Here is a 26578-nt window from a genome sequence, read left to right as displayed (position 1 = left end):
TCCTCGTAACGCCCGGCCGACCGGCCGGTCGTGGCTGTCGTCCCTGGGGGTCCTCCTTGCTGCACGTGCACCGGTCCGAGCGCGCCGACGCGCTCGTCGGACCGCTGGCGCGCGTCCTGGCCGACCCGCTGGACGACCCGTTCGCGACGGACGTCGTCGCGGTGCCCACGCGCGGGGTCGAGCGCTGGCTCGCGCAGCGCCTGTCGCACCACCTCGGGGCCGACGACGGCGCCTCAGGGGTGTGCGCGAACGTCGACTTCCGCGGCCCGCGCCGACTCGTGGAGCAGGTCGTGGCCGATTTGACGGGCGTGGAGCCGGACGACGACCCCTGGCGCCCGGAGCGCCTCGCCTGGTCCGTGCTCGAGGTGCTCGACGCTCACCTCGGCGAGCCGTGGGCCGCCCCGCTCGCCCGCTACGTCGGCGACCCGGGCGACGAGGTGCGGCGGGGACGCCGTCTGACGCTGGCCCGGCGGCTCGCGGACCTGCTCGTCGACTACGCGCGCCAACGGCCCGACGTCGTGCTGACGTGGTCCGCGGACACGGCCGCGGCGGCACCCGCCGGCGAGGTGCCGGACGACCTCGCGTGGCAGCCGGAGCTGTGGCGGCTGCTGCTCGACCGCGTCCCGGGACCGGACCCCGCGCGCCGGGTCGAGGACGCGGTCGCGGCGCTGCACGCCGACCCGGCATCGGTCGACCTGCCGCCCCGGCTGTCCGTGTTCGGTCCCACGCGCCTGCCCGAGGACGAGCTGCGCGTCCTGCGCGCGCTGGCCGAGCACCGCGACGTGCACCTGTGGCTCGCGCACCCCTCCCCCACGCTGTGGGAGGCGGTCCAGGCCGGTGCGGACGGCGAGCGCGGCGGTGACGGTGCCGGCGACGGCGCTGACGACGGCGCCGGGCGTCCGCGCCGCACCGACCTCCCGACGTTCGCCCGCCACCCGTTGCTCGCGTCCACCGCGCGCGACGCCGTCGAGCTCCAGCTCCGGCTCGCCGGCGCGGACGTGACGCACCACGCGGCGCCCGCGCCCCCGGCGACCCTGCTCGGCGCGCTGCAGTCGGCGCTGCGGACGGACTCTCCCGACGGTGCGCACGTCCACGACCCCACGGACCGCTCGGTCCAGGTGCTGTCGTGCCACGGCCGCGCGCGGCAGGTCGAGGTCCTGCGCGAGACGCTCGTCGGCCTCTTCGCCGCCGACCCGACGCTGCAGGCGCGCGACGTCATCGTGCTGTGCCCGGACGTCGAGACGTTCGCGCCGCTCGTCACGGCGACGTTCGGCGCGGTACCCGAGCTCGGCGACGACGCGCACCCCGGGCAGCGCCTGCGCGTCAGCCTCGCCGACCGCGGCGCCGGGACGACGAACCCCGTCCTCGCGCTGCTCGCGGCGCTGCTGCGCCTCGCGGACGGGCGCGTCACCGCCTCCGAGGTGCTCGACCTCGCCGCGAGCGCCCCCGTGCGGCGGCGGTTCCGCTTCTCCGACGACGACGTCGACCGGCTTCGGCAGTGGGCCGTCGACGCGGGCGTGCACTGGGGTGAGGACGGCGAGCGCCGGGCGCGCTTCGGCATCGACGCGCAGGTGCGGCAGGGCACGTGGGACGCGGCGCTCGACCGCATCCTGCTCGGGGCGGCCATGGCCGACGAGGACGCCCGGTTCGTCGGCCCGGCGCTGCCGCTCGACGACGTCGGCTCGACGGACGTCGACCTCGCGGGCCGGCTGGCGGAGCTCGTCGCCCGGCTGTCCGAGGTGCTGCACGCCCTCGGCGGCGTGCACCCCCTCGGCCACTGGCTGGACGCGCTGGACCGCGCGGTGACCCTCCTCGCGGACGCGCCCCCGACCGAGGCGTGGCAGGTCGGCGCGGCGCGGCGGCTGCTCGGCGACGTGCGGGCCGCGGGCTCCGCGCACGGCGACGTCCCGCTGCGGCTCGCGGACGTGCGCGCCGTGCTCGACGACCGTCTCGCCGGGCGCCCGACGCGCGCCGGGTTCCGCACCGGCGCGCTCACGGTGTGCTCGCTGGAGCCCATGCGGTCGGTGCCGCACCGTGTCGTGTGCCTGCTCGGCATGGACGACGGCGTCTTCCCCCGGGGCACGACGGCGGCCGGCGACGACCTGCTCGCGCGCCACCCCGAGATCGGTGAGCGCGACGCGCGCAGCGAGGACCGGCAGATCTTCCTCGACGCCGTGGCCGCCGCGGGTGACCACCTCGTCGTCGTGCACGCGGGCGCCGACGAGCGCACCGGCGCCGCCCGCCCCCCGGCCGTCCCCGTCGCCGAGCTGCTCGACGCGCTGGACCGCGTCGCGAGCACCCCGGACGGCCGGCCCGTGCGCGAGCACGTCGTCGTGCGTCACCCGCTGCAGACCGTGGACGAGCGCAACTTCGCGCCCGGGGCCCTGGGCGTGCCCGGACCGTTCAGCCACGACGCGGCCGCGCTCGCCGGCGCGCGCGAGGCCAGGGGGCGGGCCGAGCGGGAACGGCGCGAGGGGCGCGCGGAACTCCGCGCCGTCGCCACGCTCGTGCCGACCCCGCTCGACCTGGGACCCGTGGGCGCCTCGACCGGCACGTCAGGGGACGTCGAGCTCGACGACCTCGTCCGCCTCCTCGACAACGCGCCGCGGTGGTTCGCCCAGACGACGCTCGACGTGGGGCTCGTCGTCGACGAGGACGACGTCGACGACCGCCTCCCGCTCGCGCTGACCGGCCTGTCGGGGTGGGGCGTGGGCGACCGCGTCCTGCGCGCCGCGCTCGCCGGCGTCGACCCGGGCCGCGCGATGCAGGCCGAGTGGCGTCGCGGCCAGGTGCCGCCGCGTGAGCTCGGTCGCGCCGCGCTGCAGGACGTCGTGCAGTACGTCGGCCCGCTGCGGGTCGTCTCCGTCGAGGCGGCGCGCGAGGCCGACGCCGCCGCGGGGCGGCCGGTGAGCCCTGACCTGCTCGGGTCCGCGCAGACGCTCGACGTGCGGGCCGCGCTGCCCGACGGGCGCACCCTCGTCGGCACGGTGCCCGGGGTGCACGGGCGGCGCGTGGTGCGCACCGAGTACTCCCGCCTCGGGCCCAAGCACCGGCTCCGCGCATGGGTCCAGGCGCTCGCGCTCGCCGTGAGCGACCCCGGTCACGCATGGGACGCGGTGACGATCGGGCGCTCGCCACGCGGACCGGGCGTCGCGTGGTCGACGCTCACGCCGCCCGACGCGGCCGCCGCGACGACGCTGCTCGGGGACCTCGTCGCATTGCGCGACGAGGCGGCGCGCGAACCGCTGCCGTTCCTGCCGGAGGTCTCCCTCAAGTACGCCGAGGAGCGCCGCACGTCGGACGCCCGCGACGCGCTGCTGCGGGCCGGGTGGCTGTGGAACAAGGGTTTCGAGCGCAAGGACCCGTACGTCGTGCTGGCCTGGGGGCGCGACGCCGTCCTCGACGACGTCGCCGGCCACGCCACCACGGCCGACCTCGGTCGGCACCCCGACGACCCGACCCGCCTCGGCGCCCTGTCGCGCCGCGTGTGGGACCCCCTGCTGGACCACGAGCTGCGAGGTGCCCGATGAGCGGCCCGACGTCCGCCGCCGCGACGCACCCGACGACGGCCCCCGCGGCGACCCGGGCGGGCGCAGGAGGGCAGCCGCGACGCTTCGACCCGTTCGGCGACCTGCCGGCCGGGACGGTCGTCCTCGAGGCGAGCGCGGGCACCGGCAAGACGCACACCATCGCGACGCTCACGACCCGGTACGTCGCCGAGGGCGTCGCCGCGCTGCCGGAGATCATGCTCGTGACGTTCGGGCGCGCGGCGACGTCCGAGCTGCGCGACCGCGTGCGCGAGCGCCTGGTCGCCGTCGAGCGCGGGCTGCGCGAGGCCGACCCGGCGCAGCACGCGGACCCCGTGGTCGCGTACCTCGCCGCCGTGGACGACGACGAGCTGGCCCGCCGGCGCGACCGGCTCCGCGTCGCGCTGTCGCAGCTCGACGCCGCGACGATCACCACGACGCACGGCTTCTGCCAGCAGATGCTCTCGGCGCTCGGCACGTCGGCCGACGTCGACCTCGCCACGGGCTTCCTGCCCGACGTCGCCGATCTCGTCGACGAGGTGACGGACGACCTGTACGTGCGGATGTTCGCCGACCGGCAGGACCCGCCCCTCACGCCGCGCGACGTGCGCGAGGTCGCCCGTGCCGCGGTGAGCGACCACGGCGCGGTCCTCGCACCGGACGACGCGCCGGAGGGGACGCTGGGCGCCCTGCGGCACGAGGTCGCCGTCGCCGCGCGCCGCGAGGTCGAGGCCCGCAAGCGCGCGATGCACCTGCTCGACTACGACGATCTCCTCGTGCTGCTGCGCCGCGCCCTGACCGACCCGGAGCACGGTGCGACCGCCGCGGAGCGCGTGCGCAGCCGGTTCCGCGTCGTCATGGTCGACGAGTTCCAGGACACCGACCCCGAGCAGTGGCAGATCCTGCGCACCGCGTTCCACGGGCACCGCACGCTCGTGCTCATCGGCGACCCGAAGCAGGCCATCTACGCGTTCCGCGGCGCCGACGTCGTGACGTACCTCCAGGCGGTCGAGGACGCGCAGGACACCGCGACGCTGAGCCGCAGCTGGCGCAGCGACGGTCCCCTCCTCGACGGCCTCCTCACGCTGCTCGACGGCACCGCGCTCGGCGACCCGCGGATCGTCGTCCGGCCGGTCGACGCGGAGCACCCCGCGGCACGTCTCGCCGGCGGGGCGCCGGTGCGTCTGCGTCAGGTCACCCGCCGTGCCTACCGCCTCGGCGGGTCCTCCGCGCCGTCGGCACCCGAGGCACGGACGCTGCTCGCACGGGACGTCGCGGCGGACGTCGCCGGGCGGCTCGCGAGCCCCTCCGGAGGGGACCGGGTGCTCGACGACGGCCCCGGCCCGGAGCGCTGGCGCGGGCTCGAGCCGCGCGACGTCGCCGTCCTCACCCGGACGAACGCGCAGGCGGAGGCGGTGCGGTCCGCGCTGGTCGCGCTCGGGGTGCCGGCCGTCGTGTCGGGGCCCTCGAGCGTGTTCGGCTCCGCGGCCGCGCAGGACTGGCTCACGCTGCTCGCGGCGCTCGAGCAGCCGGGCCTGCACCGGCGTGCGACCGCTCTTGCCCTCACGCCGTTCGTCGGCTGGGACGCCCAGCGCCTCGCGACGGCCGGCGACGCCGACCACGACGAGCTGGGCGACACGGTCCGGTCCTGGGCCCGGCTGCTCGCAGACCGCGGGGTCGCCGCCGTCGCCGAGGTCGCGGCCCGGCGCGGTGCGACCGAGCGCGTGATGTCGCGCCCCGACGGGGAGCGCTACCTGACGGACCTGCGACACGTCACGCAGGCGCTGCACGAGGCCGCGGTGACGGAGGGCCTCGGGACGGCTGCGCTCACCGCCTGGCTGCGGTCGCGCATCGCCGAGGTCGGGAGCGTGTTCTCCGACGAGCGGACGCGCCGCCTCGAGACGGACGCGGCCGCCGTGCAGGTCGTGACGGTGCACGCCGCGAAGGGCCTCGAGTTCGGGGTCGTGTACGTCCCGTTCGCGTGGGAGCGGTTCGAGCAGGAGGACCAGGAGCTCTTCGCGTTCCACGACGACCACGGGCGCCGCGTGCTGCACGTCGGCGGCGTCGGGTCGCCGGGGTTCGTGGACGCCCGCGCGCGGGCGCGCGACGAAGAGCTCGGTGAGGACCTGCGCCTGCTCTACGTCGCGCTGACACGGGCGCGGCACCAGGTCGTCGTGCACTGGACGCCGACGAAGCGCAGCTCGGGCTCCGGACCGCTCACGCGCGTGCTGCTCGCGGACCGCCTGCTCGGCGGCGAGCCCGGCCGGCAGGCGCGGCCCGACGCGATGCGCGACGACGCGGTGCGGAGCGCCCTCGAGGCGGTCGCCGCCCGCTCCGGCGGGACGGTCGTCGTGGAGCAGGTCGACGCCCGGCCGAAGGGCGAACGCTGGTCCCCGTCGGCAGGCGGCACCGTCCCGCTGGGGCTCGCCACCGCGGGCCACCTGCCGGACCGGGAGTGGCGCCGGGCGTCGTACTCGGCGCTCACCGCCGCGGCCCACCACGGTCCCGTCGGCGGCGTCGAGTCGGAGCCCGAGGACCCGGGCGTGCAGGACGAGCCCGAGGAGACCGCCCCCGAGGACGCGCCGTCCGCCGTCGAGCCCGGGGCGGTCCGCACCCCCGAGCCCGGCGCCGACCTGCCGTCCCCGTTCGAGGGCCAGCCGGGCGGCACCGCGTTCGGCACGCTCGTGCACGAGATCCTCGAGTACGTCGACACGGCCGCGGACGACCTCGACGCCGAGCTGCTCGCCCGCTGCGCCCAGGCCGCGACCGTCCGCGTGCCGGGCGTCGAACCCACCGCGCTGGCCACGGCGCTCGGACTCGCGCTGCGTACGCCGCTCGGGCCCGTCGCGGGCGGGCGCACGCTCGTCGACGTCCACCCCCGCGACCGGCTGCCCGAGCTCGAGTTCGAGCTCCCGCTCGCGGGCGGCGACGCGACCCACGGCATCCGGCCGGCCACGCTGCGCGACCTCGCGCGCGTGCTGCGGGAGCACCTCGCGGACGACGACCCGTTCGTCGGCTACCCCGACCTGCTCACCGCACTGGCCGAGGAGTCCTCGTCGGGCACCGGGTCCGGTCCGGCGGCCGGTGCCGCGCCCGGCTCCACCGCCGACGGCGTGCCGCTGCGTGGGTACCTCACGGGGTCCATCGACGCCGTGCTGCGCGTCCCCGGCCCGGACGGCGGGCGCCGGTACCTCGTCGTCGACTACAAGACCAACCGCGTCGGGCCGCCCGGGGTGCCCCTGACGGTCGGCGACTACCGCCCCACGGCTACGCGCGACGCGATGCTCGCCTCGCACTACCCGCTGCAGCTCGTGCTCTACCTCGTCGCGCTGCACCGGTACCTGCGGTGGCGCGACCCCGCCTACTCCCCCGACCAGCTCGCCGCCGCGTACCTCTTCGTGCGCGGCATGGCCGGCCCGGAGACACCCGTCGGCCCGGACGGCACCCCGTACGGCGTGGTCGCGTGGACACCGCCGCCCGGGCTCGTCCCCGCCCTGTCCGCCCTGCTCGACGGAGACGCCGCATGACCGCACCCGCGCCCACCGTGGCCGTGCCCGTGGACGAGGGGGACCCGCGCCTCGCCGTCGGCGCGCCGCCGTGGCTCACCGAGTTCAACGCCGCGCGCGTCGTCTCCGCGACCGACCTGCGCGTGGCGCTGCGCCTCGGCCGGCTGACCGGGGAGCACGACGAGCGCGTGCTGCTCGCCGCCGCGCTCGCGGTGCGCGCGGTGCGCAGCGGCTCGGTGTGCGTGCGCCTCGACGACCTCGGTTCGCTCCGTCTGCCCGAGGACGAGGAGGCCGCGCGTGCGGAGACCGAGCACCTGCCCTGGCCGGAGGCCACGACCTGGGCCGAGGCGGTCTCCCGCAGCCCGCTCGTCGCCTCCGGCGTGGACGGCGACGACGACCGACCCGCGCGCTGGGTCGGCGGCATGCTCTACCTCGACCGGTACTGGCGCGACGAGCTCGCGGTGCGGCGCGACGTCGACGCCCGCCTCGCCGCCCCCGACCTCCCCGCGGACGACGCACGCCTCGACGCCGCGCTGGCCCGCCTCTTCCCGGCGGAGCTGGACGCCCGTCAACGGCTCGCCGCCGCGCACGCCGCCCACCGACCGCTGACCGTCCTCACCGGCGGGCCGGGTACCGGCAAGACGACGACCGTCGCCCGGCTGCTCGCGGTGCTCCACGACGCCGCCGTGCCTGGCGACGGGTCCCGCCTGCGCGTGGCGCTCGCGGCCCCGACGGGCAAGGCGGCCGCACGCCTGCAGGAGGCGGTGCGCGAGGTCGTGTCGGGGTTCGAGGCCGCGGACCGCGAGCGCGTCGGCGTGCCCGTCGCGTCGACCCTGCACCGCCTGCTCGGGCACCGGCCCGGAAGCAGCACCCGGTTCCGCCACGACGCGCACCACCACCTGCCGCACGACGTGGTCGTCGTGGACGAGACGTCGATGGTCGCGCTGCCGCTCATGGCGCGGCTGCTCGAGGCGCTGCGCCCCGACGCCCGGCTCGTGCTCGTGGGAGACCCCGACCAGCTCGCGTCCGTCGAGGCGGGCGCCGTGCTCGGCGACCTCGTGCACCGTCCTCCGCTCCTCGACCCCGCGACCGCAGCCGCCGTCTCGGCGCAGGCCGCGCACGCCCTCGCCGACGCGCCCGCGCCGGCCGAGGGCGAGATCGACGACCGTCGCGTGCTCGGCAACGGGGTCGTCCGCCTGCGCACGGTCCACCGGCAGGGCAGCGACTCGTCGATCCTGCCGCTCGCCGCGGCCATCCGGACCGGCGACGACGACACCGTCCTCACGCTGCTGCGCGCGGGCGACCCGTCCGTCGAGTTCCTCGAGCCGGCGGACGACGAACCGGACGAGGCGACGCTCGCCGCCGTCCGTGCCGACGCCGTCGCGGCCGGCGAGCGCCTCGTCGCCGCCGCGCGAGCCGGCGACGCCGCGGGGGCTCTCGCGGCGCTCGCGCAGCACCGCGTCATGGTGGCGCACCGGCGCGGCCCCGCCGGCCGAGGCCGCTGGGCGGGTCAGGTCGAGGCGTGGGTCGAGCACGCGACCGGCCAGCACGCGACGGACTCGCCGTGGGTCGCGGGTCGCCCGCTGCTCGTCACGACCAACGACGCCGAGGTGGGGCTCTACAACGGCGACACGGGCGTGCTCGTGGCCGACGACGCGGCCGCGGGCGGCACCGGTGTCGTCGCGGTGTTCGGCGACCCCCGCGCGCCGCTGCGCGTGCGGACGCACCGGCTGCCTCCGGTCGAGACCGTGCACGCGATGACCGTGCACCGTGCACAGGGCAGCCAGTTCGAACGCGTCACGCTCGTCCTGCCGCCGGCGAGCTCGCCGCTGCTCACGCGCGAGCTGCTGTACACGGCGGTGACGCGCGCGCAGCGGTTCGTCCGCGTCGTCGGCTCCGAGGAAGCGGTCCGTACGGCCGTGCGGACCGCGGTGCACCGGGCGAGCGGTCTGCGCGCACCGCTCCCGGCGCGCTGAGGCGGCGTCGGGCGCGCGGGCTCAGGCGAAGCCCGGGTACTCCCACGGCTCGACGTCGAACAGGTCGCGCGATGCCGTCGCGCCACGCACGAGCTCGTCGACGACGTGCTGGTGCAGCACCTCCGCGCCGCTGCGGTTGTACGCCGTGCTGAACAGACCGCCCGGCTCGACGCGCGTCGAGTACATGAGCGGCATGCGCCCCTCCGACCGGTCGTAGCCGACCCACCGGGTGTAGACCGAGAGCCCGCCGACGACGTCGAGACCCACCACCGAACGGTCGTCGGCGCACAGCTCGTGCCACCTCTGCTCGCCGATGGGCATGCCGTCGAAGTCGTAGTACAGCGCCACGTCGGCGTGGAAGTTGATGTCCTCGTCCACGACCGCCCCCTCGTCCCAGGGCCTCTCGTCCTGCGGCGCGCCGCCGTCGCGCACCGCCTCGTGGAGCGATCATGCACCCCGGCACCTCCCGCCGCCATCGGGCGCGCACCGCACGCGGCGACGGTGCGGAATACGGTCGGCGCGGTGTGCGGTTGTCCTCGGAGATGACCTCCTCCGACGGCGCCGCAGCGCCCACCCGCCCCCGCCTGTCCGTCCTCGACCTCGTGCCCGTGCGCTCGGGCCAGACGAGCGCCCAGGCGGTGCGCGGCTCGCTCGAGCTCGTGCGCCTCGCCGACCGGCTCGGGTACGAGCGCTACTGGTTCGCCGAGCACCACAACATGGCGGCCGTCGCCGCGTCGACGCCGCCGGTGATGATCTCCGCGGCGGCGTCCGTGACGGAGCGGATCCGGGTCGGCTCAGGCGGCGTCATGCTGCCCAACCACGCGCCGCTGGTCGTCGCCGAGCAGTTCTCCGCGCTCGAGGCGATCGCGCCCGGACGCGTCGACCTCGGCATCGGTCGCGCACCGGGCTCGGACCCGGTCGTCACGCAGCTCCTGCGCATCACCGGCCCCACGGCCGACGTCGACCGCTTCCCGCAGCACGTCACCGACATCCTCGCGCTCATGAGCCCGCAGGGCGCCCAGCTGCGGCTGACGAGCGGCCAGGTCCACGACGTGCACGCCACGCCGGCCGCCGCGAGCACGCCCACCGTGTGGCTGCTCGGGTCGAGCGACTACTCCGCGCGCCTCGCGGCCGAGCTCGGGCTGCCGTACGTGTTCGCGAACCACTTCTCGGGGCAGGGCATCGACGAGGTCCTCGCGCTCTACCGCGACGGCTACCGCCCGAGCGAGGCGCACCCCGAGCCGCGCACGTTCCTCACCGCGAACGTCGTCGTCGCCGAGACCGCCGAAGAGGCGCACGCCCGCGCGCTGCCGCAGCTGCGGATGATGGCGCGCCTGCGGTCCGGCCAGCCCCTCGGTCCGCTCGAGACCGTCGAGGACGCGCAGGCGTCGCCGCTCGGCGCGCTCGCCGAGGAGGCGATCGAGTCCATGCGTTCCCGCTGGGTCATCGGCACGCCGGACGAGGCCGCGGCCGAGCTGCGCCGGCTCGCCGGCCGGCACGGCGTCGAGGAGGTCATGGTCGTGCCCGTCGCCGCGTCCCGCGCGGACGAGCCGATCGACGCGACGCCGGGTCGTGCCCGCACGCTCGAGCTCCTCGCAGGCGCGCTCGCGGCCGACGACGCCCCGGTGCCCGCGGCGGGCGGCGCGACGACCGCCTGACCCGCCGGCCGCCGTCGGGCACCCCGTGGCCCGACCGCCGTCCGGAGGACCACCGAACCCCGCGTTGCGTGCCGACCACGTTGCCGAACCCGGGGTTGTGCGTCGATATCGGGTCTGAACGGCGCGTAACCCGGGGTTCGGCACGTCCCGGCGCGCTGTAGCGTCGCCGTCATGACCACGACGTTCGACGACGCGACCTGGCACTCCTCCGAGGACGGCTACCCCACGGACCTGGGCCCGGAGGCCGCCGCGACCCACGTCGGCGTGTTCCTCGCCTGGGCCGTGCTGTCCGGGCATGCCTCCGCCTCGCTCGAGCGCGACGCCGCCGACGGCGTCGCGGCGCTGCGCGAGCGGGCGACCACCGGCGGCCGGTTCGTCCTCGACGCGTGCGACGGCCGTCTCGACGCCGACGCGCTGGACGACGACGCGGCCGCGTTCGCCGCCGCCTACTACACGGGCGGCGACGACGAGGACGAGGAGGCCGGCCTCTACCTCGAGGACTACGTGGACGCGGTGAGCCCCGGCGAGGGCGACCCCACGGACGTCTACCGCGTCCCGGACACGTGGGACACGTACGAGCTCGTGGGCCCGCTCGTCGACTCCCGCTTCGCGCAGTGGCAGGACGAGGGCCGTCCCGCCGTCCTGCGCCACCGCGCCTGAGGCCCGCCGTGCCCGCGCCGACGCCGGTCACGCGCCTCGCCTCCGTGCTGCTCGCCGACAACCCGGGTCCGATGACGCTCGACGGCACACGCTCGTACGTCCTGCGCGCGCCTGGCGCGCCGGGGTGCGTCGTCGTGGACCCCGGACCCGACGACGACGCCCACCTCGACGCGCTCGCCGCCGCGGGCCCCGTGGAGCTCGTGCTCGTCACGCACCGGCACGCCGACCACACCGCCGGGTCCGCGCGGCTCCGCGCGCTCACGGGCGCGCCGGTCCGCGGCGTCGATCCCGCGCACTGCCACGGCGGCGTGCCGCTCGCCGACGGGGAGACGATCGAGGCCGCCGGTCTGCGGATCGACGTCCTCGCCACGCCCGGCCACACCGCGGACTCGGTGTGCTTCGTGCTGCCCGACGACGGCCCGGTCGCCACCGACCACGACGCCGACCACCACGACGCCATCCACCACGAGGCCGACCACCACGAGGCCGACCACCACGGCACCGGGCACGGGTCGTCGGCCGGAACGGTGCTCACGGGCGACACGGTCCTCGGTCAGGGCACGACCGTCATCGCCGCGCCGGACGGGTCGCTCGGCCGCTACCTCGCGAGCCTCGACCGGCTCGACGCCCTCGTCGCGGGCCGGCGGACGACCGGGCTCCCCGGGCACGGTCCGGTGGTCGAGGATCTCGACGAGCGCCTGCGCGCGTACCGGGAGCACCGCCTCGACCGGCTCGCCCAGGTGCGGGGAACGCTCGGTGCGCTCGGCCTCGCGCCGGATGACGACTCCGCGGTGGAGCGCGTGACTGCGCTGGTCTACGCGGACGTCGACCCGTCCGTGCTCGCCGCGGCGCGACAGAGCGTCGCGGCGCAGCTCGCGTTCCTGCGAGAGAGGTAGCGGCGCGCAGGACTTCCGCACGACGGGGCCGGTCGCGAGCGGAAGTCGGACGACCGAGTGCCCGAGTGTCCGAGGCACACGGCACGATGGGCGGCATGACGACTCCACGCCTCGGCATCGCGTTCGTCCCCGCGCACGCCCCGGAGAGCCTGCGCGCCCTCGCCACAGCGGCGGAGGCCGCCGGTCTCGACGACGTGTGGGTGTGGGAGGACTGCTTCAAGCAGAGCGGCCTCGCGTCGGCCGCCGCCGCGCTCGCCTGGACCGAGCGCGTGCGCGTCGGGCTCGGGCTGATGCCCGCACCGCTGCGCAGCACGGCCATCACCGCCATGGAGGTCGCGAACCTCGGACGCATGTTCCCCGGCCGGTTCGTCGCGGGGGTCGGGCACGGCGTGCAGGAGTGGATGGGCCAGGCCGGTGTGCGTGCCGCGTCGCCGCTGACGCTCCTGCGCGAGCACACCGAGGCGCTGCGCCGCCTGCTCGCGGGCGAGGAGGTCACCACGTCCGGGCGCTACGTCACGCTCGACCGCGTGCGGCTCGACTGGCCGCCCACCGAGCCGGTGCCGCTGTGGCTCGGCGGGGTGGGTCCCCGGTCGCTCGCCCTCGCGGGTGAGCTGGGCGACGGCCTCATCCTCGCGAACGCGTACGCGCCCGCCGAGGTGCGCGAGGTCGTCGACGTCGCGCAGGCCGCAGCCCGGTCCGCCGGACGCAGCGAGCCGCTGGACGTCCAGGCCACCCTCATCGCCGCCACCGGGGACGGGGCCCAGGAGCGCGTGGACCGCGAGCTGCCGCTGTGGGGTCGTCAGCCGAACGAGGGCGTCGGGGCGGCCGGGGACGCCCGCACGATCGCCGACGCGGTGCTCGCCCTGGCGGACTCCGGAGCGACGGCGGTGGCGATCCAGCCGACGGCGGACGAGCCCGACCTCGACGCGTTCGTCCGGTTCCTCGGGAACGACGTGCGGCCGCTGCTCGCCGGCTGACCTGTTCTCCGGGTCGGCGCTGGTCCGGGTCGGCGCTGGTCCGGGTCAGCGCCCCAGGCCGCAGACCCGGCGCCGCTCGCGCAGCCCGTGGACGAGCGCAGCGGCGGCGGTGACGAGCGCCACGGCCGCGACGGCGAGCGCGAGGCGTACGGGGAAGGCTGCGTACAGGTCGGTCACCTCGGCGACGGGGATGCCCCATCCGGTCGCAAGTCCGCGCGCCTGCGAGGCGAGCTCGCTGCCTCGTCCCGGGAGGTGGGCGACGGCCCCGAGAACCCACCCGAGGAGCTCGCCCAGGAGGGCCGGCACGGAGTATGCGCTGGTCAGGGCGGAGATCACGTCGTCACCCTACCGGCTCACGAGCGCGCGAACCAGGACAAAACCGTGCGACAGGTCACGGCGACGGGTCACGGCGACGCGGACGGCCGCCGGGTCAGCGCAGCGGCTGGGCGAAGCACAGCGCGACGCCGTGCGGGTCGCGGTCGTAGGGCGCGTACGGGAGCACGACGCGGAAGCCGAGCGACCGGTAGAGCGTGATCGCGTCCGGCTGACGGATGCCGGTCTCCAGGAGCAGCGTCGTCGCGCCACGGCTCCGCGCCTCGCCGTCGACGGCCGCCATGAGCTCCCGCGCGACGCCCGCACCCCGCGCCGCCTCGCGGACGAAGAGCTTCTTCACCTCGAGCGCGTCGCCGTGGACGTCGCGTACGTGCTCGGGCACGCGCTGCAGCGAGACGCAGCCGAGCGGCTCGTCCCCGGACCGCGCGAGGAACGTCGCGACGACGTCCGCACCCAGGCGCGCGTCGACGCCCTGGAAGCCGCCCGCCGCCTCCAGTCCGGTGAACAGCTCGGGATACAGGACGGCCGACGACGTGTCGTGCATCTCCCGGCGCAGCTGCACGGCGGCCGGGTCGCCCCACGGCGCCGCGTGGATCTCGACGTCGCGCCTCACCGGGCCCGCGACCACCTCGCGCCTCGCCCGTGCGCCCACGGCGCGCCGCTCGGTGCCGCTCCCGACGACGAGAGCGAAGCAGCGCGAGAGCGGGTCGCCGGCGTAGTGGCCGTAGCCCTCGATCGGCAGGTACCCGAGATCGAGGTAGAGGTCGATCGACTCGGGCTGTCGCGTGCCGGTCTCCAGGACGAGCCGGCCCAGCCCGCAGGCCACCGCGTGCGCGTGCACGGCGTGCATGACGGCGCGGGCGTGCCCGCGTCCGCGGTGCTCGGGGGCGACGAAGAGCCGCTTGACCTCGCCGGTGGCGGGGGCGTGATGGCCGCCGCGGCCGTCGGGCGTGCCCGAGACGTCACGGAGCGCCGCGCACGCCACCGGGGCGTCGTCGTCGTGCACCACGAACGCCGCGAGCAGCCCGGACGCGTCGAAGTCGCCGCTGTCGGGCTCGCCGTAGCGCTCGGCGAGCTCGACCTGCTGCCGGGCGAAGAGCGCGAGGGCGTCCGCGTCGTCCCCGTCGACCACGGAGACGGCGACGCCCGGACGGGTGACCGTCCGGGCGTCGTCGGTCGTGCGCGCCGCGATGCTCACGCCCGGACGAGCGTGCTCAGCACCGAGGTGAAGAAGCCGAGCCCGTCGGTGCCGGCGCGCGGGCCGTCCGCGGACGCGGGGCCGAAGCCCGCCTCGACCGCGTGCTCGGGGTGCGGCATGAGCCCGACGACGTTGCCGGCCGCGTTCGTGATGCCGGCGATGTCACGACGCGACCCGTTCGGGTTCCACCCGTCGTAGCGGAACACCACGCGGCCCTCGCCCTCGAGCTCGTCGAGCGTGCGGTCGTCGGCGACGAACTGGCCGTCCTGGTTCTTCAGCGGGATGGTGATGCGCTGGCCCTGCGTGAAGTCGCGCGTCCAGGCCGTGTCCGCGTTCTCGACGACGAGCACCTGCTCGCGGCAGAGGAAGTGCAGGTGGTCGTTCTTGATCATCGAGCCGGGCAGCAGGTGCGCCTCGGTGAGGACCTGGAAGCCGTTGCAGATGCCGAGCACCGGCAGGCCGCCGCGGGCCGCGTCGACGAGCGTCTCCATCACGGGCGCGAACCGGCTGATCGCCCCGGCGCGCAGGTAGTCGCCGTAGGAGAACCCGCCGGGGAGGACGACGGCGTCGACGCCGTGCAGGTCCGCGTCCGCGTGCCACAGGGACACGGCCTGGCCGCCGGCGAGGCGCACGGCACGTGCCGCGTCGCGGTCGTCGAGCGTGCCCGGGAACGTCACGACGCCGACCCGCGCGCCACCCAGGGTCGCCTCGGGGGCGGTGGTCGTGGCGGTCATCAGGCGAGGCCCTCGGAGAGGACCGTGCCCGCGGCGTCCGTCACGGCGTCGGCGACGCGGACGACGTCCTCGATCACCGGGTTGGACAGCACCTTGGTCGCGGCCTCCTGGGCGGCGGCGAGGACCTCGGGCGTCACGTCGCCCTCGACCTCGAGCTCGAAGCGCTTGCCCTGGCGGACCGACGTGAACTGCGTGAAGCCGAGACGCGGCAGCGCCCCGACGACGGCCTTGCCCTGCGGGTCCAGGATCTCGGGCTTCGGCATGACCTCGACGACGACGCGTCCCACGGGTGCTCCTAGGGGAGGTGTGTTCGGGAGAGCCGGGGCTCCGGGATCCCGGTCACGGGCACGTGCCACGTACGGCACGGCGTGAGCGAGCGGGAGCCGACGGCGGGATTCCGCGCGTCAGTCTACCCGCGCCGTCGTCACGCTCGGTCGCCGTCCACCCCAGGGGTGCACCCACCGCCGTCCGCCGACGGCGCGCGCGGCGCCTCGACCGGGATGTTCCCCTCGAGGACGTGCTTGCGCCACGCCCTGGCGACCTGCTGACGGCGGAAGACGGCACCCAGGACGACGGCGACGAAGAGCCAGGTCGGCAAGAACCACGTCGGGAGGTGCACCACGTACCCGTCTCCGAGGAGCATGCCGAACAGCGGGAGCCCGTACGTGATCTGGAGGAGGAGCGCGCCGTTGAACGCGCCGTTCCGCCAGGCGTACAGCGCTCCGTGGATGTCGTCGGCGACCCACCACCAGTACCGTGCGGGCAACCGTACGTCGAGCACCCGGTACACGAGCCACCGGCCGAGCGGGGGGTGCTCGCGCCACCGCAGGCCCCAGCCCGCCCGGACCAGGCCCCACGCCTCGCGCGCGCCGATCCACCGGGGCGCGCGGCCGCCGTCGGGCACGGGCGGGGCGAGGTCCAGCAGGACCGCGAGCGCCTCCTCGCCGTGCGCGTCACGCCAGCGCTGCGGGTAGGCGTGCAGCCAGAACCGCGCCGACCGCTCGTACCGCCCGCTCATGCCGGCTCCCCCGCCACGTCCGGCGCGTCACCGGGTCGGTCGAGCGACCGGCGCGCCCGGTCGGCGAGCCGCGCGAGACGCATGGTCTCGGCCTGGGCCGCTCGCCTGCCCTCGCCGCTCGCGCGGTAGTAGCGCCGCAGCCGCCCGTCGACGACCTCCTCGCCGGCCGGCTCCACGAGGCCCGCCCCGACGAGCCGGTCGAGGTTCCCGTAGAGCGTCCCGGCCCCGAGTCGCGCACGACCGTCCGACAGCTCGCGGACGGCCTGGATGACGGCGTACCCGTGCCGGGGCTCGCCCGTGAGCGCGAGCAGCACGAGGTAGGCCTGCTCGGTCATGCGGAAGGCGTCGCCCGCAGTTGTCATGCCCGATATATATCGCAGGCCGACCTATAGAGCCAGCGCAGACCGCCACCCGCCGACGTGTCAGTGGCGACCCCTACTGTCGAACACACGTTCGATACGCACGCTCGAGCGCGTGCGAGGGCGGGGTCCTGCCCCTTCCCCGCCCTCGCACGGAACCGGGTCGACGGCCCCGCGGCACGGACCGGGGCAGAACGGAGAGGAGACCGCCCGATGACTGCACCACCCGCCCCGAGAGGGACCACCGCACCCGCGCGCCCCGGGCCTCCGTCGACGCAGCGGCCGTCGGTGCCGACGGTCGCCGCGGTGCTCGCGCGCGACGGCACGTGCACGTTCCCCGGGTGCCGCGTGCCGGCCTTCCGGTGCGACCTCGACCACGTCGTGGCGCCGCGCCCGGGCGGGGACGCCGGGCACGACGCCGAGAACCTGCTGTCGCTGTGCCGTCACCACCGTGTGGTGCGGGCGCGGGACGGCTGGCGTCCCGCGCTGCTCGCCGACGGCACGGTCCGGTGGACGGCACCCAGCGGCCACACGTACGTCCGGCCGCGCGCGTGGCGCACGGCGTGAACGCCCCCGGTCCGTCAGGCGAGCGGCGAGCCCGTCAGACGCTCGTACGCCTCGAGGTAGCGGGCGCGCGTCCGCGCGACGACGTCCGCGGGCAGCGACGGCGGCGCGGCGTCGGACGTCCGGTCCCAGCCGGACGCGGACGAGGCCAGCCAGTCGCGGACGAACTGCTTGTCGAAGCTCGGCTGCGAGCGCCCCGGCTCCCACCGGTCCGCGGGCCAGAACCGCGACGAGTCCGGCGTGAGCACCTCGTCGCCGAGGACCGTCCCGCCGGTCGTGGGGTCGATCCCGAACTCGAGCTTCGTGTCCGCGAGGATCACGCCCCGTCCCCGCGCGACCTCCTCCGCCCGCGCGTAGACCGCGAGCGTGAGGTCGCGCAGCCGCGTCGCGTCCTCGACGCCGATCTGCTCGGCGACGACGTCGAACGAGACGTTCTCGTCGTGCTCGCCCACGGCGGCCTTCGTGGCGGGCGTGAAGACCGGCTCGGGCAGGCGCGACCCGTCGACCAGCCCGTCGGGCAGCGGGACGCCGCACACGGCGCCACCGGCCCGGTACTCGGCCAGGCCCGAGCCGGTGAGGTAGCCGCGTGCGACGCACTCCACCGGGAACATGTCGAGGCGACGGCAGATCATCGCGCGCCCCGCCACGACGTCGGGCACGAGGCCGTCGCCCGGCTCCGCGGAGACCGCCGTCGTGACGACGTGGTTCGGCACGAGGTCCTGGAGCTGGTCGAACCACCACAGGCTCAGCTGCGTGAGCACGACGCCCTTGTCCGGGATGCCGGGCGAGAGCACGTGGTCGAACGCGCTGACGCGGTCGCTGGCCACGACGAGCACGACGTCGCCCAGCGGGTGGACACCGCCCACCGCGGGCAGGTCCGGCTCGTACAGGTCGCGCACCTTGCCCGAGTACACGTGCCGCCAGCCCGGGAGCTCGAGACCCGACGTGTCGAACGCGTCGTCCTCGCCGAGCGAAAGGGCTGGCATAAAGGGCTGGGGCGTCTCCGTCACGGCGCCTAGTCTCGCACCATGCGCTTCACGCCCGCCGCGACGTCCGGCCCCGTCCCCCCGGACGGGACACGGACCCCCGACGCCACGCCGGGGGACGACGCCGGCACGCTGGACGACCCGCGCGTCGCCGCGTTCCTCGACACGTTCTCGAGCCTCCTGGAGGCCGTGACCCAGCAGAGCGCCCGACGGCAGCGGGCGGGATCCGGCCCGTCGGTCGCCGACGCGCTCCGCGAGCACCTGGGCACCGACCCGCGGGCCCTCGCCGTCGTCACGGAGACCGTGTCCGCGCTGCGCGCGGTCGACGCGGACGTCGCGGTCGAGGTCGTCGTGGCGCGGCACGGCGGCGGACGCCTCCTGGGTGTCGGCGGGGGCGAGCAGCGCATGCACTCGTCCCTGTCCGAGATCGTGGAGCACTCCGGGACGTGGGGGCACTTCCCCGTCGGCGCGGTCGACTACGCCCGCGCCGCGACCGGGCCGACGTCCGAGCGGCGGACCGTGGCGTTCGGCCTGCACCTGTTCACCTACGCCGGGACGCCGGTCGCGATGCTGCAGCGCGCCGAGAGCCCCCGGTACGGGCAGGGCGGGGCTCTGGAGGTGCTGTGCGCGGACGAGGACGTCGCCCTGCGCCTCTTGGCGGACCTGCGCACGGCGATGGTCGAGCACAGCGTGCTGCGCGGCCAGGTCGTCACCTTCACGACGTCCGAGTACGGGCCGGCGTCCGCCGGGATGACGTTCCTGCCCCGGGACCGCGTGCCCGCGGCGGACGTCGTGCTGCCGCACGGCACGCTCGACCGCATCGAGCGCCAGGTCGTCGGCGTCGCCCGGCACCGGGCCGCTCTGCGGTCGACCGGCCAGCACCTGAAGCGGGGCGTCCTCCTGTACGGCCCGCCGGGGACCGGCAAGACGCACACCGTGCGGCACCTCGTCGGCGAGAGCCCCGGCACCACCGTCATCCTGCTCGCCGGCAGGTCGCTGGGCCTCGTCCGGCTCGCGGCGGAGACCGCGCGGGCGATGCAGCCCGCCCTCGTCGTGCTCGAGGACTGCGACCTGATCGCCGAGGACCGCTCCTTCCACGACGGACCGCAGCCCCTGCTGTTCGAGGTGCTCGACGCGATGGACGGCCTCGACCGGGACGCCGACGTCGCCTTCGTGCTGACGACCAACCGCGCCGACCTGCTCGAACGCGCCCTCGCCCAGCGGCCCGGCCGCGTCGACCTCGCGGTCGAGATCCCGCTCCCGGACGACTCCGCACGGCGACGACTCTTCGAGCTCTACCGCGCCGACCTGTCCTTCTCGGCGGGCGCCCTCGACGACGTCACCGCGCGGACCGGCGGCGTGACGGCGTCGTTCGTCAAGGAGGCCGTGCGCCGCGCGGTGCTGCGAGCGGCCGAGGCGGGGCACGTCGTCGGCGACGACGACCTGCGGTCGGCGGTCGACGAGATGACCGGCGACGCCGAGCGCGTCACGCGCTCCCTGCTCGGGTCCGCCCCGGAGTGATACGACGGGGGGTCCGGTCGGACGCCCCGGTCACCGCGCGAGCGTGATCTCTCCCGCCGCGGCCCGGGCCGCGATGTCCGTACGGTGCTGCGACCCGGCGAGCTCGATCCGCCCGAGTGCCTCGTACGCCCGGCGACGGGCCTCGACGAGGTCGGTGCCGCGCGCCACGACCGACAGCACGCGACCGCCCGAGGCGACGAGCACGCCGTCGGCGGACCGCGCGGTGCCCGCGTGCAGCACGTGCACGCCGTCGACCTGCTCGGCGGCGTCGACGCCCGAGATCGGGTCACCGCTGCGGACCGCACCCGGGTACCCCTGGGCCGCGACGACGACGGTGACCGAGGCGTCGTCGGACCAGGCGAGCGGCGGCAGCGAGGCCAGCCGGCCCTGCGCCGCCGCGAGCATCACGGCGGACAGCGGCGTGACCATGCGCGACAGCACCGACTGCGTCTCCGGGTCGCCGAAGCGCGCGTTGAACTCGACGACGCGCGTCCCCCGGCTCGTCAGCGCGAGACCGACGTACAGCACCCCGACGAACGGCGTGCCGCGACGCGCCATCTCGTCGATCGTCGGCTGCGCGACGCGCGTGACGACCTCCTCGACGAGGCCGTCGGGCACCCACGGCAGCGGGCTGTAGGCGCCCATGCCGCCGGTGTTCGGGCCCGCGTCGCCGTCGAGCGCACGCTTGAAGTCCTGGGCCGGCGCCAGCGGGACGACGGTCGACCCGTCGCTCACGCAGAACAGCGAGACCTCCGGCCCGTCGAGGTACTCCTCGACGACCACGCGACGCCCGTCGCCGTCGAGGCATGCCCGCGCGTGCTCGAGCGCGACGTCCCGGTCGTCCGTGACGACGACGCCCTTGCCCGCCGCGAGCCCGTCGTCCTTGATGACGTAGGGCGCGCCGAAGCCGTCGATCGCGGCGGCGACCTCGTCGACGTCGGTGCACACGTGCGCCATCGCCGTCGGGACGGACGCGGCGGCCATGACCTCCTTGGCGAACGCCTTGGAGCCCTCGAGCCGGGCGGCCTCGGCGCCCGGGCCGAACACCGGGATCCCGGCGGCACGCACGGCGTCGGCGACCCCGGCGACGAGCGGCGCCTCGGGACCGACCACGACGAGGTCCGCGCCGAGCCGCGTCGCGAGGGCGGTCACCGCCGCCCCGTCGACCTGGTCGACCACGTGCAGCTCCGCGAGGCCGGCGATCCCGGGGTTGCCCGGGGCGGCGTGCAGCTCGTGGGGCGTGGACCCGAGCCGGTCGGCCTCGTGCGCGAGGGCGTGGACGATGGCGTGCTCGCGGGCACCGGAACCGACGACGAGGATCTTCACGGGCGCCGAGTCTACCGACGGCCCTCGCGCGGCCCGGCCGGTGTCCCGCCTCTCGAACGGGACGCCGGCCGGTCGCCGAGGTCAGTGGATCAGGTCGTGGCGCGGGATGATCGCGTCGCGGCTCGGACCGACGCCGATCGCCGACGTCCGCGTGCCCGACATCTCCTCGAGCGCGAGCACGTACCGCTGCGCGTTGAGCGGCAGGTCCTCGAACGTGCGCGCGCCGGAGATGTCCTCCGACCAGCCGTCCAGCTCCTCGTAGATCGGCGTCGCGTGGTGGAACGCCGTCTGGTCGAGCGGCATCTCGTCGTACCGCACGCCGTCGACGTCGTACGCGACGCACACCGGGATCTTCTCGAAGCCGGTGAGGATGTCGAGCTTGGTGAGCACCATGTCGGTGATGCCGTTGACGCGCGTCGCGTACCGGGCGATGACGGAGTCGTACCAGCCGCAGCGGCGCGAGCGCCCCGTCGTGACGCCGTACTCCCCGCCGGTCTTGAGCAGGTACTCGCCGTTCGCGTCGAACAGCTCCGTGGGGAACGGGCCCTCGCCCACGCGCGTCGTGTACGCCTTGATGACGCCGATGACGGAGCTGATCCGCGTCGGTCCGATGCCCGAGCCGGTCAGCGCGCCACCGGCGGTCGCGCTCGACGACGTGACGAAGGGGTAGGTGCCGTGGTCGACGTCGAGCATCGTCGCCTGGCCGCCCTCGAACAGGACGGTGCGGCCGTCGTCGAGCGCCTCGTTGAGCACGAGGGACGTGTCCGCGACCAAGGGCTTGACCCGGTCGGCGTACTCGAGCAGCTCGGCGACCGTCTCGTCGACCGTGATCGCGCGGCGGTTGTACACCTTCACGAGCAGGTGGTTCTTCTGGTCGAGGGCGCCCTCGATCTTCTCGGCGAGGATCTTCTCGTCGAACAGGTCCCACATGCGGATGCCGACGCGGTTGATCTTGTCCGCGTACGCCGGGCCGATGCCGCGGCCGGTGGTACCGATGCGGCGCTTGCCGAGGAACCGCTCGCTGACCCTGTCGATCGTGCGGTGGTAGCCCGCGATGACGTGGGCCGAGCCCGACACGAGCAGCTTCGAGACGTCCACGCCGCGCGCGACCAGGTCGTCGAGCTCCTGGAACAGCACCTCGATGTCGACGACCACGCCGTTGCCGATCACCGGCGTGACGCCCGGCGACAGGATGCCCGACGGGAGCAGGTGCAGCGCGTACTTCTCGTCCCCGACGACCACGGTGTGGCCGGCGTTGTTGCCGCCGTTGAACTTCACCACGTAGTCGACGCGGGAGCCGAGGAGGTCGGTCGCCTTGCCCTTGCCCTCGTCGCCCCACTGCGCTCCGACGAGCACCACGCCTGGCATGGATTCCCCACTTTCGCACTGCCTGTTCCTCGGCCGGTCCGAAGGTGCGCGGGACTCGCGCGGCGGGGTCCGTGCCCGACGGCGCAGCCCCCGCGGGTCCGAGGCGTCGCCCGGGCGGCAGTCACCCGGGGACCGCGACGAGTTTACCGGTCGTTGACCTTCGGGGCGCACGGGCGTGCGGACGACGGTGCGACCGGCGCGAGGACGGGCACAATGAGGGGATGAGCGACGCGCACCAGAACCTGCTGGACGGACCGGCGCCGGTCCACCTCCCGGACGAGCACGCCGCCGTGCGAGAGGCGATCGAGGCGGGCGCCGACCCGTACGAGGTCGCGGCGCGCGAGCCGTCGTCGTCCCTCGCGTGGGCGTACCTCGCGGAGGACTACCTGCACGAGAACGGCTCGCGCGGCGCCGTGACCGCCTACGCCTTCGCGCGCACCGGCTACCACCGCGGGCTCGACGCGCTGCGCCGTGCGGGCTGGCGCGGCCAGGGCCCGATCCCCGCCGACCACGTGCCGAACCAGGGCTTCCTGCGTGCGCTCCTCGCCCTCGCGGAGTGCGCGGCGTACATCGGCGAGGTAGACGAGGCCGAACGCTGCGAGACGTTCCTGCGCAGCTCCGGCACGTCGGCCGACGAGGTGCGGGCGCTGCGCTGAGCGCGCAGGGGCCGCGGGCCGCGTCTAGAGTCGACAGCATGATCGAGATCGCGACCTCGCCCGCGACGACGACCCTCGTCATCGCCGGGGACCTCGATCTGGCCGAGCGCGACCAGTTCCCGGAGATCGCCGCCCGCGTGGTGGGGCTGCGCCGTCAGCTGCTCGTCATCGACATGTGCCGGGTGACGTTCATGGACTCCACGGGCGCGGCGTTCCTCATCTCGCTCGCGGACTCCGGCCGCAAGCGCGGCGGTGCGACCGTGCTGCGGGGCTGCGACGACCGCGACCTGTTCGTGCTCGAGGTGTGCGGCGCCCTCGAGCTCTTCCGCATCGACGCCGACCACCGCTGCGAGCCCGCGACGCCGCCGTCGGGCTTCGCGGAGGTCGAGCCGAGGTCCTGACCGGCCCTCAGCGCTGCGCGGCCTGCGGCCGCAGCGTCGCCCACACGAGCTTGCCGGACGCCGTCGGGCGCCAGCCCCAGTCCGCGAGCCGCTCGACGATCTGCATGCCGAACCCGCCCATGCGGTTCGCGTGCCCGTCCGTCGGCACGGGCGGTGCCGGGTTGGCGTCCTCGACCTCGACCCGGATCCCGTCCCCCGTGTCGAACAGGCGCAGCGCCAGGTGCCCCCAGCCGTGGAGCACACCGTTCGCGACGAGCTCCGAGACCACGAGCTCCGCGTTCGCGCTGTCGGTCACGCCCCACGCCTGGCACGTGCGCACGACGGCGTGCCGCGCCCGGCCGATCGACGCCGCCTCGCTGGGCAGCAGCCACCGGCGGCTGCGCGGGCTGAGGACGGCGACGTGCGGGTCGCGCTCCGGGTCGGGGATCCGCACGACGACGAGCGCGACGTCGTCCTCCGGGGCGTCGGCCAGCCGCGACAGCAGCTCCTCGCCGACGCCCGCGGCGTCGACCGCGGTGATCGCGCGCGAGGCCGCCACGAGGGCCTCCAGGCCCACGCGTAGCGCGCGGTCGCGCCGCTCGATGAGACCGTCGGTGTAGAACAGCAACGTGTCGCCGGGGCGCAGGGACACCACGCCCGTCGCGCGGGTGCGACGACCGCCGAAGCCGACGAGCGCGCCGCCCGCGTCGTCGAGCTGCGTGACGGTGGCGTCCCGCAGGAGCAGCGGCGGCAGGTGGCCTGCGCGGGAGTACTCGATCCGCCACGCGTCGTCGGGGTCGGTCGCGTCGGGCCGCGTGAGCGCCGCGTAGACGAGGCTCGCCGAGCGCGGGATGCGCATGCCCTGGACGAGCTGGTCCACGCGTTCGAGCACGGGACCGGGCGTCGTGAGCTCGTACGCGTACGAGCGCACGACCGACCGCAGCTGGCCCATCGCCGCCGCCGCCTCGACGTCGTGCCCGACGACGTCGCCGATGACGAGCCCCACGACCTCGGGCGAGATCTGCAGGACGTCGTACCAGTCGCCGCCCACCTGGGCGTGCTCGGAGTTCGGCGCGTAGTACGTCCACACGTCGAGCCCCGTCACGTCGGCCTGCTCGGGGAGCATGGCGCGCTGGAGCGTCTCCGCGAGGCGGTGCTCGCGGGCGTACAGGCGCACGTTGTCGATCGCCGTGCCGGCCCGGCGGGCGATGACCTGGATGAGCGTGCGCACGCCGTCCTGCGCCGCATGGTCCGCCCCGCCGGTCGCGCCCCCGCTCGTCCGGGCGTCGCCGCTCGTGACGAGCAGGCCGAGGATGCGACGACGGCCGGGGACGCCGGAGACCGTCACGGAGGTCGGGCGGTGCTCGAGGCGCGCGAGCCGGTGCTGGAGGTCGCGCTGGAGCCAGCCCGACGCCGACCACTGCGGGTACGTCGCGGTGAGGTCGAGCGCGACCGGTCCCTCGATGCGCCCGTCGAGGACGTCCTGGACCCGGTCCGGGACGTCGACGAGCCGCGCGCGGGCGGTCGAGGCGTCGGCGACCGCCGCGTCACCGAGCGCGTCCGTCGCGTTCGCGCCCGGCACCGGCTGGAACGCCCCCGGCGAGTACCGGCCGTGGCGCTGCCCCCGACCGTTCGGCGGCGCGGCGGTGTCGACGCCCTCGGCGAAGCGCAGGCCGTCGTCGTTGAGGTAGAAGCCCGCCCAGTCGACGGCGTACCCGGCGAGGAGCGCCGTGATGTCGCGCAGCGCGAACGGCTGGTCGAGGTCCGCGAGCAGGTCCGAGCTGCGCGCCACCACGTCCAGGACGGCACGCTCCCGGCGCTCCAGCGCGAGCGACGCGACCTGCGCGGCGTAGCGCTCGACGTGCTCCGAGACGTCGACCTGGACACCGACCCAGTGCGCGGCCGCGCCGTCGGCGTCGTGCAGCGGGGACAGGGTGAGCTGGGCCCACGCCAGCGACCCGTCCCGGCGTCGTGCCCGCAGCGTGTGGGTGATCTCACGGCCCGCGGCGATCGCCGCGCGCACGGAGTCCCTGTCGACGGGCTCGGCGAGGAGCGGCCGGAGCACGCCGGGGCCACGTCCGACGACGTCCTGCGCGGCGAAGCCGGTCTGCCGCTCGAAGGCGGAGTTCACCCACAGGATCGGCATGCCGTCGGACTCCGGGCCTGTCACGAACATCGCGGCGCCCGCGCTCTCCATGGCCCGCGCGCACAGGTCCCGGACGTGCGCGGGCAGGTCGGTGCCGAGGCTCGGCGATCCGCCCATCATCACCTCCGACACCTGGTCCCGACCCGTGCGCGCACGGTCGACGTGCGCTGCGCGGCGCGTGCCTCTGGCTGCACACGCTCCGGTCGCGTTACTGTCCCGACTGGACATTCAACCGTAGATTGGTGCTTCCCGAGACCCGTGGGGGTCAGGAACCGCTGAAAGGAGCGCCGGTGCGCGAAGGTACCTCCTCTGCCGCCGACCGACCGGTCGGCGTCACGGGCGACCCCGCACAGGGGGGCGAGCCCGCGAGCGTCCACGTCATCGTGGGTGCCACCCGGGCTCGCATCGTGCTGTCCGGTGAGATCGACGCCGAGCTCGGCGCCGACCTGCAGGAGGCGACGGCCGCCGCCGAGGACTCCGGTCTGCCCGTCGAGATCGACGCCCACCACGTGACGTTCATGGACTCGTCCGGCGTCGCGTTCCTCGCCCGGCTCGCCTCCCGCGGCCCGCACCGGGTGCGGGTGCTGCGCGCCCCGCCCACCGTGCGGTTCCTCCTGGAGGTCACGCGCATCGGCGAGCTCCTCGACATCGTCGACACCGACCCGGGGTTCGACCTGGGGAAGGACCACGCCGACAGCACGGACGCCGACGGCGGGACGCCCGCACCGGCCTGACCGCCGAGCCACGCCACGACGCCTGCGCACAGGCGGCACAGGCCGGCGCACGACG

General features: G+C 75.8%; 23 protein-coding genes. 12 read left to right on the top strand and 11 right to left on the bottom strand.

Annotation, left to right across the window (positions count from 1 at the left end):
• Window positions 1-65: 65 nt before the first annotated feature.
• Genes recC through recD form a run of 3 tightly spaced genes read left to right on the top strand, consistent with a single transcriptional unit; the run spans window position 66 to window position 9009 of the window.
• Window positions 66-3530, top strand: coding sequence for an exodeoxyribonuclease V subunit gamma (gene recC / locus ACFTZA_RS00780; protein WP_378190073.1), 3465 nt, complete (start codon window positions 66-68; stop codon window positions 3528-3530).
• Window positions 3527-7054 (top strand): UvrD-helicase domain-containing protein, encoded by a 3528-nt coding sequence (locus ACFTZA_RS00775; protein WP_378189694.1) that lies wholly within the window; start codon window positions 3527-3529, stop codon window positions 7052-7054. The genes recC and ACFTZA_RS00775 overlap by 4 nt, the downstream gene beginning before the upstream one ends.
• The gene (recD, locus tag ACFTZA_RS00770) at window positions 7051-9009 is read left to right on the top strand and encodes an exodeoxyribonuclease V subunit alpha (RefSeq protein ID WP_378189691.1); all 1959 of its coding nucleotides are present in this window, start codon (window positions 7051-7053) and stop codon (window positions 9007-9009) included. Before ACFTZA_RS00775 ends, recD begins: the two co-directional genes overlap by 4 nt.
• Window positions 9010-9030: 21 nt before the next feature.
• Here recD and ACFTZA_RS00765 read toward each other — a convergent pair whose 3' ends face one another.
• Window positions 9031-9387 (bottom strand): hypothetical protein, encoded by a 357-nt coding sequence (locus ACFTZA_RS00765; protein WP_378189689.1) that lies wholly within the window; start codon window positions 9385-9387, stop codon window positions 9031-9033.
• A 164-nt stretch (window positions 9388-9551) separates the two neighbouring features.
• Between ACFTZA_RS00765 and ACFTZA_RS00760 the strand changes: the two genes are divergently transcribed.
• The 4 genes from ACFTZA_RS00760 (at window position 9552) to ACFTZA_RS00745 (ending at window position 13200) form a co-directional block, all read left to right on the top strand.
• A complete protein-coding gene (locus ACFTZA_RS00760; protein WP_378189687.1) occupies window positions 9552-10667 on the top strand; it encodes an LLM class flavin-dependent oxidoreductase in 1116 nt (371 codons plus the stop codon).
• Window positions 10668-10838: 171 nt separating this feature from the next.
• Entirely contained in the window at window positions 10839-11327 is a 489-nt protein-coding gene (locus tag ACFTZA_RS00755; protein ID WP_378189685.1) for a hypothetical protein, read from the top strand.
• 8 nt (window positions 11328-11335) lie between these two features.
• Window positions 11336-12223 (top strand): MBL fold metallo-hydrolase, encoded by an 888-nt coding sequence (locus tag ACFTZA_RS00750; protein WP_378189683.1) that lies wholly within the window; start codon window positions 11336-11338, stop codon window positions 12221-12223.
• A 95-nt stretch (window positions 12224-12318) separates the two neighbouring features.
• Window positions 12319-13200 (top strand): LLM class flavin-dependent oxidoreductase, encoded by an 882-nt coding sequence (locus ACFTZA_RS00745; RefSeq protein WP_378189681.1) that lies wholly within the window; start codon window positions 12319-12321, stop codon window positions 13198-13200.
• A 45-nt stretch (window positions 13201-13245) separates the two neighbouring features.
• Here the strand turns inward: ACFTZA_RS00745 and ACFTZA_RS00740 are convergent, their stop codons facing one another.
• From ACFTZA_RS00740 to ACFTZA_RS00715, 6 genes are all read right to left on the bottom strand, one after another.
• A complete protein-coding gene (locus tag ACFTZA_RS00740; protein WP_378189679.1) occupies window positions 13246-13536 on the bottom strand; it encodes a hypothetical protein in 291 nt (96 codons plus the stop codon).
• A gap of 94 nt (window positions 13537-13630) precedes the next feature.
• Window positions 13631-14731 carry a GNAT family N-acetyltransferase gene (locus ACFTZA_RS00735; RefSeq protein ID WP_378189677.1) on the bottom strand — a complete coding sequence of 367 codons (1101 nt, stop codon included), beginning with the start codon at window positions 14729-14731 and terminating at the stop codon, window positions 13631-13633.
• Window positions 14728-15465 (bottom strand): phosphoribosylformylglycinamidine synthase subunit PurQ, encoded by a 738-nt coding sequence (gene purQ / locus ACFTZA_RS00730; RefSeq protein ID WP_378189674.1) that lies wholly within the window; start codon window positions 15463-15465, stop codon window positions 14728-14730. The genes ACFTZA_RS00735 and purQ overlap by 4 nt, the downstream gene beginning before the upstream one ends.
• Complete coding sequence (purS, locus tag ACFTZA_RS00725; protein ID WP_378189672.1) at window positions 15465-15752, bottom strand: phosphoribosylformylglycinamidine synthase subunit PurS; 288 nt, start codon at window positions 15750-15752, stop codon at window positions 15465-15467. The genes purQ and purS overlap by 1 nt, the downstream gene beginning before the upstream one ends.
• Window positions 15753-15889: 137 nt before the next feature.
• Window positions 15890-16483 (bottom strand): hypothetical protein, encoded by a 594-nt coding sequence (locus ACFTZA_RS00720; RefSeq protein WP_378189670.1) that lies wholly within the window; start codon window positions 16481-16483, stop codon window positions 15890-15892.
• On the bottom strand, window positions 16480-16845 hold the full coding sequence (locus tag ACFTZA_RS00715) for a PadR family transcriptional regulator (protein ID WP_378189668.1): 366 nt from the start codon (window positions 16843-16845) through the stop codon (window positions 16480-16482). Before ACFTZA_RS00715 ends, ACFTZA_RS00720 begins: the two co-directional genes overlap by 4 nt.
• Before the next feature lie 210 nt (window positions 16846-17055).
• Between ACFTZA_RS00715 and ACFTZA_RS00710 the strand changes: the two genes are divergently transcribed.
• On the top strand, window positions 17056-17409 hold the full coding sequence (locus ACFTZA_RS00710; protein WP_378189666.1) for an HNH endonuclease signature motif containing protein: 354 nt from the start codon (window positions 17056-17058) through the stop codon (window positions 17407-17409).
• 14 nt (window positions 17410-17423) lie between these two features.
• Here the strand turns inward: ACFTZA_RS00710 and ACFTZA_RS00705 are convergent, their stop codons facing one another.
• Complete coding sequence (locus ACFTZA_RS00705) at window positions 17424-18392, bottom strand: phosphoribosylaminoimidazolesuccinocarboxamide synthase (protein ID WP_378190071.1); 969 nt, start codon at window positions 18390-18392, stop codon at window positions 17424-17426.
• A gap of 42 nt (window positions 18393-18434) precedes the next feature.
• Between ACFTZA_RS00705 and ACFTZA_RS00700 the strand changes: the two genes are divergently transcribed.
• On the top strand, window positions 18435-19913 hold the full coding sequence (locus ACFTZA_RS00700; RefSeq protein ID WP_378189664.1) for an AAA family ATPase: 1479 nt from the start codon (window positions 18435-18437) through the stop codon (window positions 19911-19913).
• A 30-nt stretch (window positions 19914-19943) separates the two neighbouring features.
• Here ACFTZA_RS00700 and purD read toward each other — a convergent pair whose 3' ends face one another.
• Window positions 19944-21239, bottom strand: coding sequence for a phosphoribosylamine--glycine ligase (gene purD, locus ACFTZA_RS00695; RefSeq protein WP_378189662.1), 1296 nt, complete (start codon window positions 21237-21239; stop codon window positions 19944-19946).
• An 81-nt stretch (window positions 21240-21320) separates the two neighbouring features.
• The gene (locus ACFTZA_RS00690) at window positions 21321-22607 is read right to left on the bottom strand and encodes an adenylosuccinate synthase (protein ID WP_378189659.1); all 1287 of its coding nucleotides are present in this window, start codon (window positions 22605-22607) and stop codon (window positions 21321-21323) included.
• Between the two features lie 221 nt (window positions 22608-22828).
• On the opposite strand from ACFTZA_RS00690, the gene ACFTZA_RS00685 reads away from it, so the two are divergent.
• The gene (locus ACFTZA_RS00685) at window positions 22829-23263 is read left to right on the top strand and encodes a DUF3151 domain-containing protein (RefSeq protein ID WP_378189657.1); all 435 of its coding nucleotides are present in this window, start codon (window positions 22829-22831) and stop codon (window positions 23261-23263) included.
• A gap of 38 nt (window positions 23264-23301) precedes the next feature.
• Window positions 23302-23664, top strand: coding sequence for an STAS domain-containing protein (locus ACFTZA_RS00680; RefSeq protein ID WP_378189655.1), 363 nt, complete (start codon window positions 23302-23304; stop codon window positions 23662-23664).
• Between the two features lie 7 nt (window positions 23665-23671).
• On the opposite strand, the gene ACFTZA_RS00675 is transcribed toward ACFTZA_RS00680, so the two are convergent.
• Window positions 23672-25909 carry a SpoIIE family protein phosphatase gene (locus tag ACFTZA_RS00675; protein WP_378189653.1) on the bottom strand — a complete coding sequence of 746 codons (2238 nt, stop codon included), beginning with the start codon at window positions 25907-25909 and terminating at the stop codon, window positions 23672-23674.
• Window positions 25910-26079: 170 nt separating this feature from the next.
• On the opposite strand from ACFTZA_RS00675, the gene ACFTZA_RS00670 reads away from it, so the two are divergent.
• Window positions 26080-26523 carry an STAS domain-containing protein gene (locus ACFTZA_RS00670; protein WP_378189651.1) on the top strand — a complete coding sequence of 148 codons (444 nt, stop codon included), beginning with the start codon at window positions 26080-26082 and terminating at the stop codon, window positions 26521-26523.
• The last annotated feature ends 55 nt before the right edge of the window (window positions 26524-26578 follow it).

Origin of the sequence: Cellulosimicrobium sp. NPDC057127 (assembly GCF_042670945.1) — a bacterium.
Classification (GTDB): Bacteria; Actinomycetota; Actinomycetes; order Actinomycetales; family Cellulomonadaceae; genus Cellulosimicrobium.
Note: the sequence above shows the minus strand (reverse complement) of the source record. Positions and strands in the feature narration are given on the sequence as shown.

Excerpts from the sequence above, each read along its gene's own strand:
- purQ (WP_378189674.1), bottom strand. The coding sequence starts at position 15,465 with ATGACCGCCACGACCACCGCCCCCGAGGCGACCCTGGGTGGCGCGCGG.
- ACFTZA_RS00675 (WP_378189653.1), bottom strand. The coding sequence starts at position 25,909 with ATGATGGGCGGATCGCCGAGCCTCGGCACCGACCTGCCCGCGCACGTC.
- recD (WP_378189691.1), top strand. The coding sequence starts at position 7,051 with ATGACCGCACCCGCGCCCACCGTGGCCGTGCCCGTGGACGAGGGGGAC.
- ACFTZA_RS00715 (WP_378189668.1), bottom strand. The coding sequence starts at position 16,845 with ATGACAACTGCGGGCGACGCCTTCCGCATGACCGAGCAGGCCTACCTC.
- ACFTZA_RS00685 (WP_378189657.1), top strand. The coding sequence starts at position 22,829 with ATGAGCGACGCGCACCAGAACCTGCTGGACGGACCGGCGCCGGTCCAC.
- ACFTZA_RS00720 (WP_378189670.1), bottom strand. The coding sequence starts at position 16,483 with ATGAGCGGGCGGTACGAGCGGTCGGCGCGGTTCTGGCTGCACGCCTAC.
- ACFTZA_RS00775 (WP_378189694.1), top strand. The coding sequence starts at position 3,527 with ATGAGCGGCCCGACGTCCGCCGCCGCGACGCACCCGACGACGGCCCCC.
- ACFTZA_RS00755 (WP_378189685.1), top strand. The coding sequence starts at position 10,839 with ATGACCACGACGTTCGACGACGCGACCTGGCACTCCTCCGAGGACGGC.
- ACFTZA_RS00690 (WP_378189659.1), bottom strand. The coding sequence starts at position 22,607 with ATGCCAGGCGTGGTGCTCGTCGGAGCGCAGTGGGGCGACGAGGGCAAG.
- ACFTZA_RS00745 (WP_378189681.1), top strand. The coding sequence starts at position 12,319 with ATGACGACTCCACGCCTCGGCATCGCGTTCGTCCCCGCGCACGCCCCG.
- ACFTZA_RS00760 (WP_378189687.1), top strand. The coding sequence starts at position 9,552 with ATGACCTCCTCCGACGGCGCCGCAGCGCCCACCCGCCCCCGCCTGTCC.
- ACFTZA_RS00680 (WP_378189655.1), top strand. The coding sequence starts at position 23,302 with ATGATCGAGATCGCGACCTCGCCCGCGACGACGACCCTCGTCATCGCC.
- ACFTZA_RS00705 (WP_378190071.1), bottom strand. The coding sequence starts at position 18,392 with ATGCCAGCCCTTTCGCTCGGCGAGGACGACGCGTTCGACACGTCGGGT.
- ACFTZA_RS00700 (WP_378189664.1), top strand. The coding sequence starts at position 18,435 with ATGCGCTTCACGCCCGCCGCGACGTCCGGCCCCGTCCCCCCGGACGGG.
- ACFTZA_RS00710 (WP_378189666.1), top strand. The coding sequence starts at position 17,056 with ATGACTGCACCACCCGCCCCGAGAGGGACCACCGCACCCGCGCGCCCC.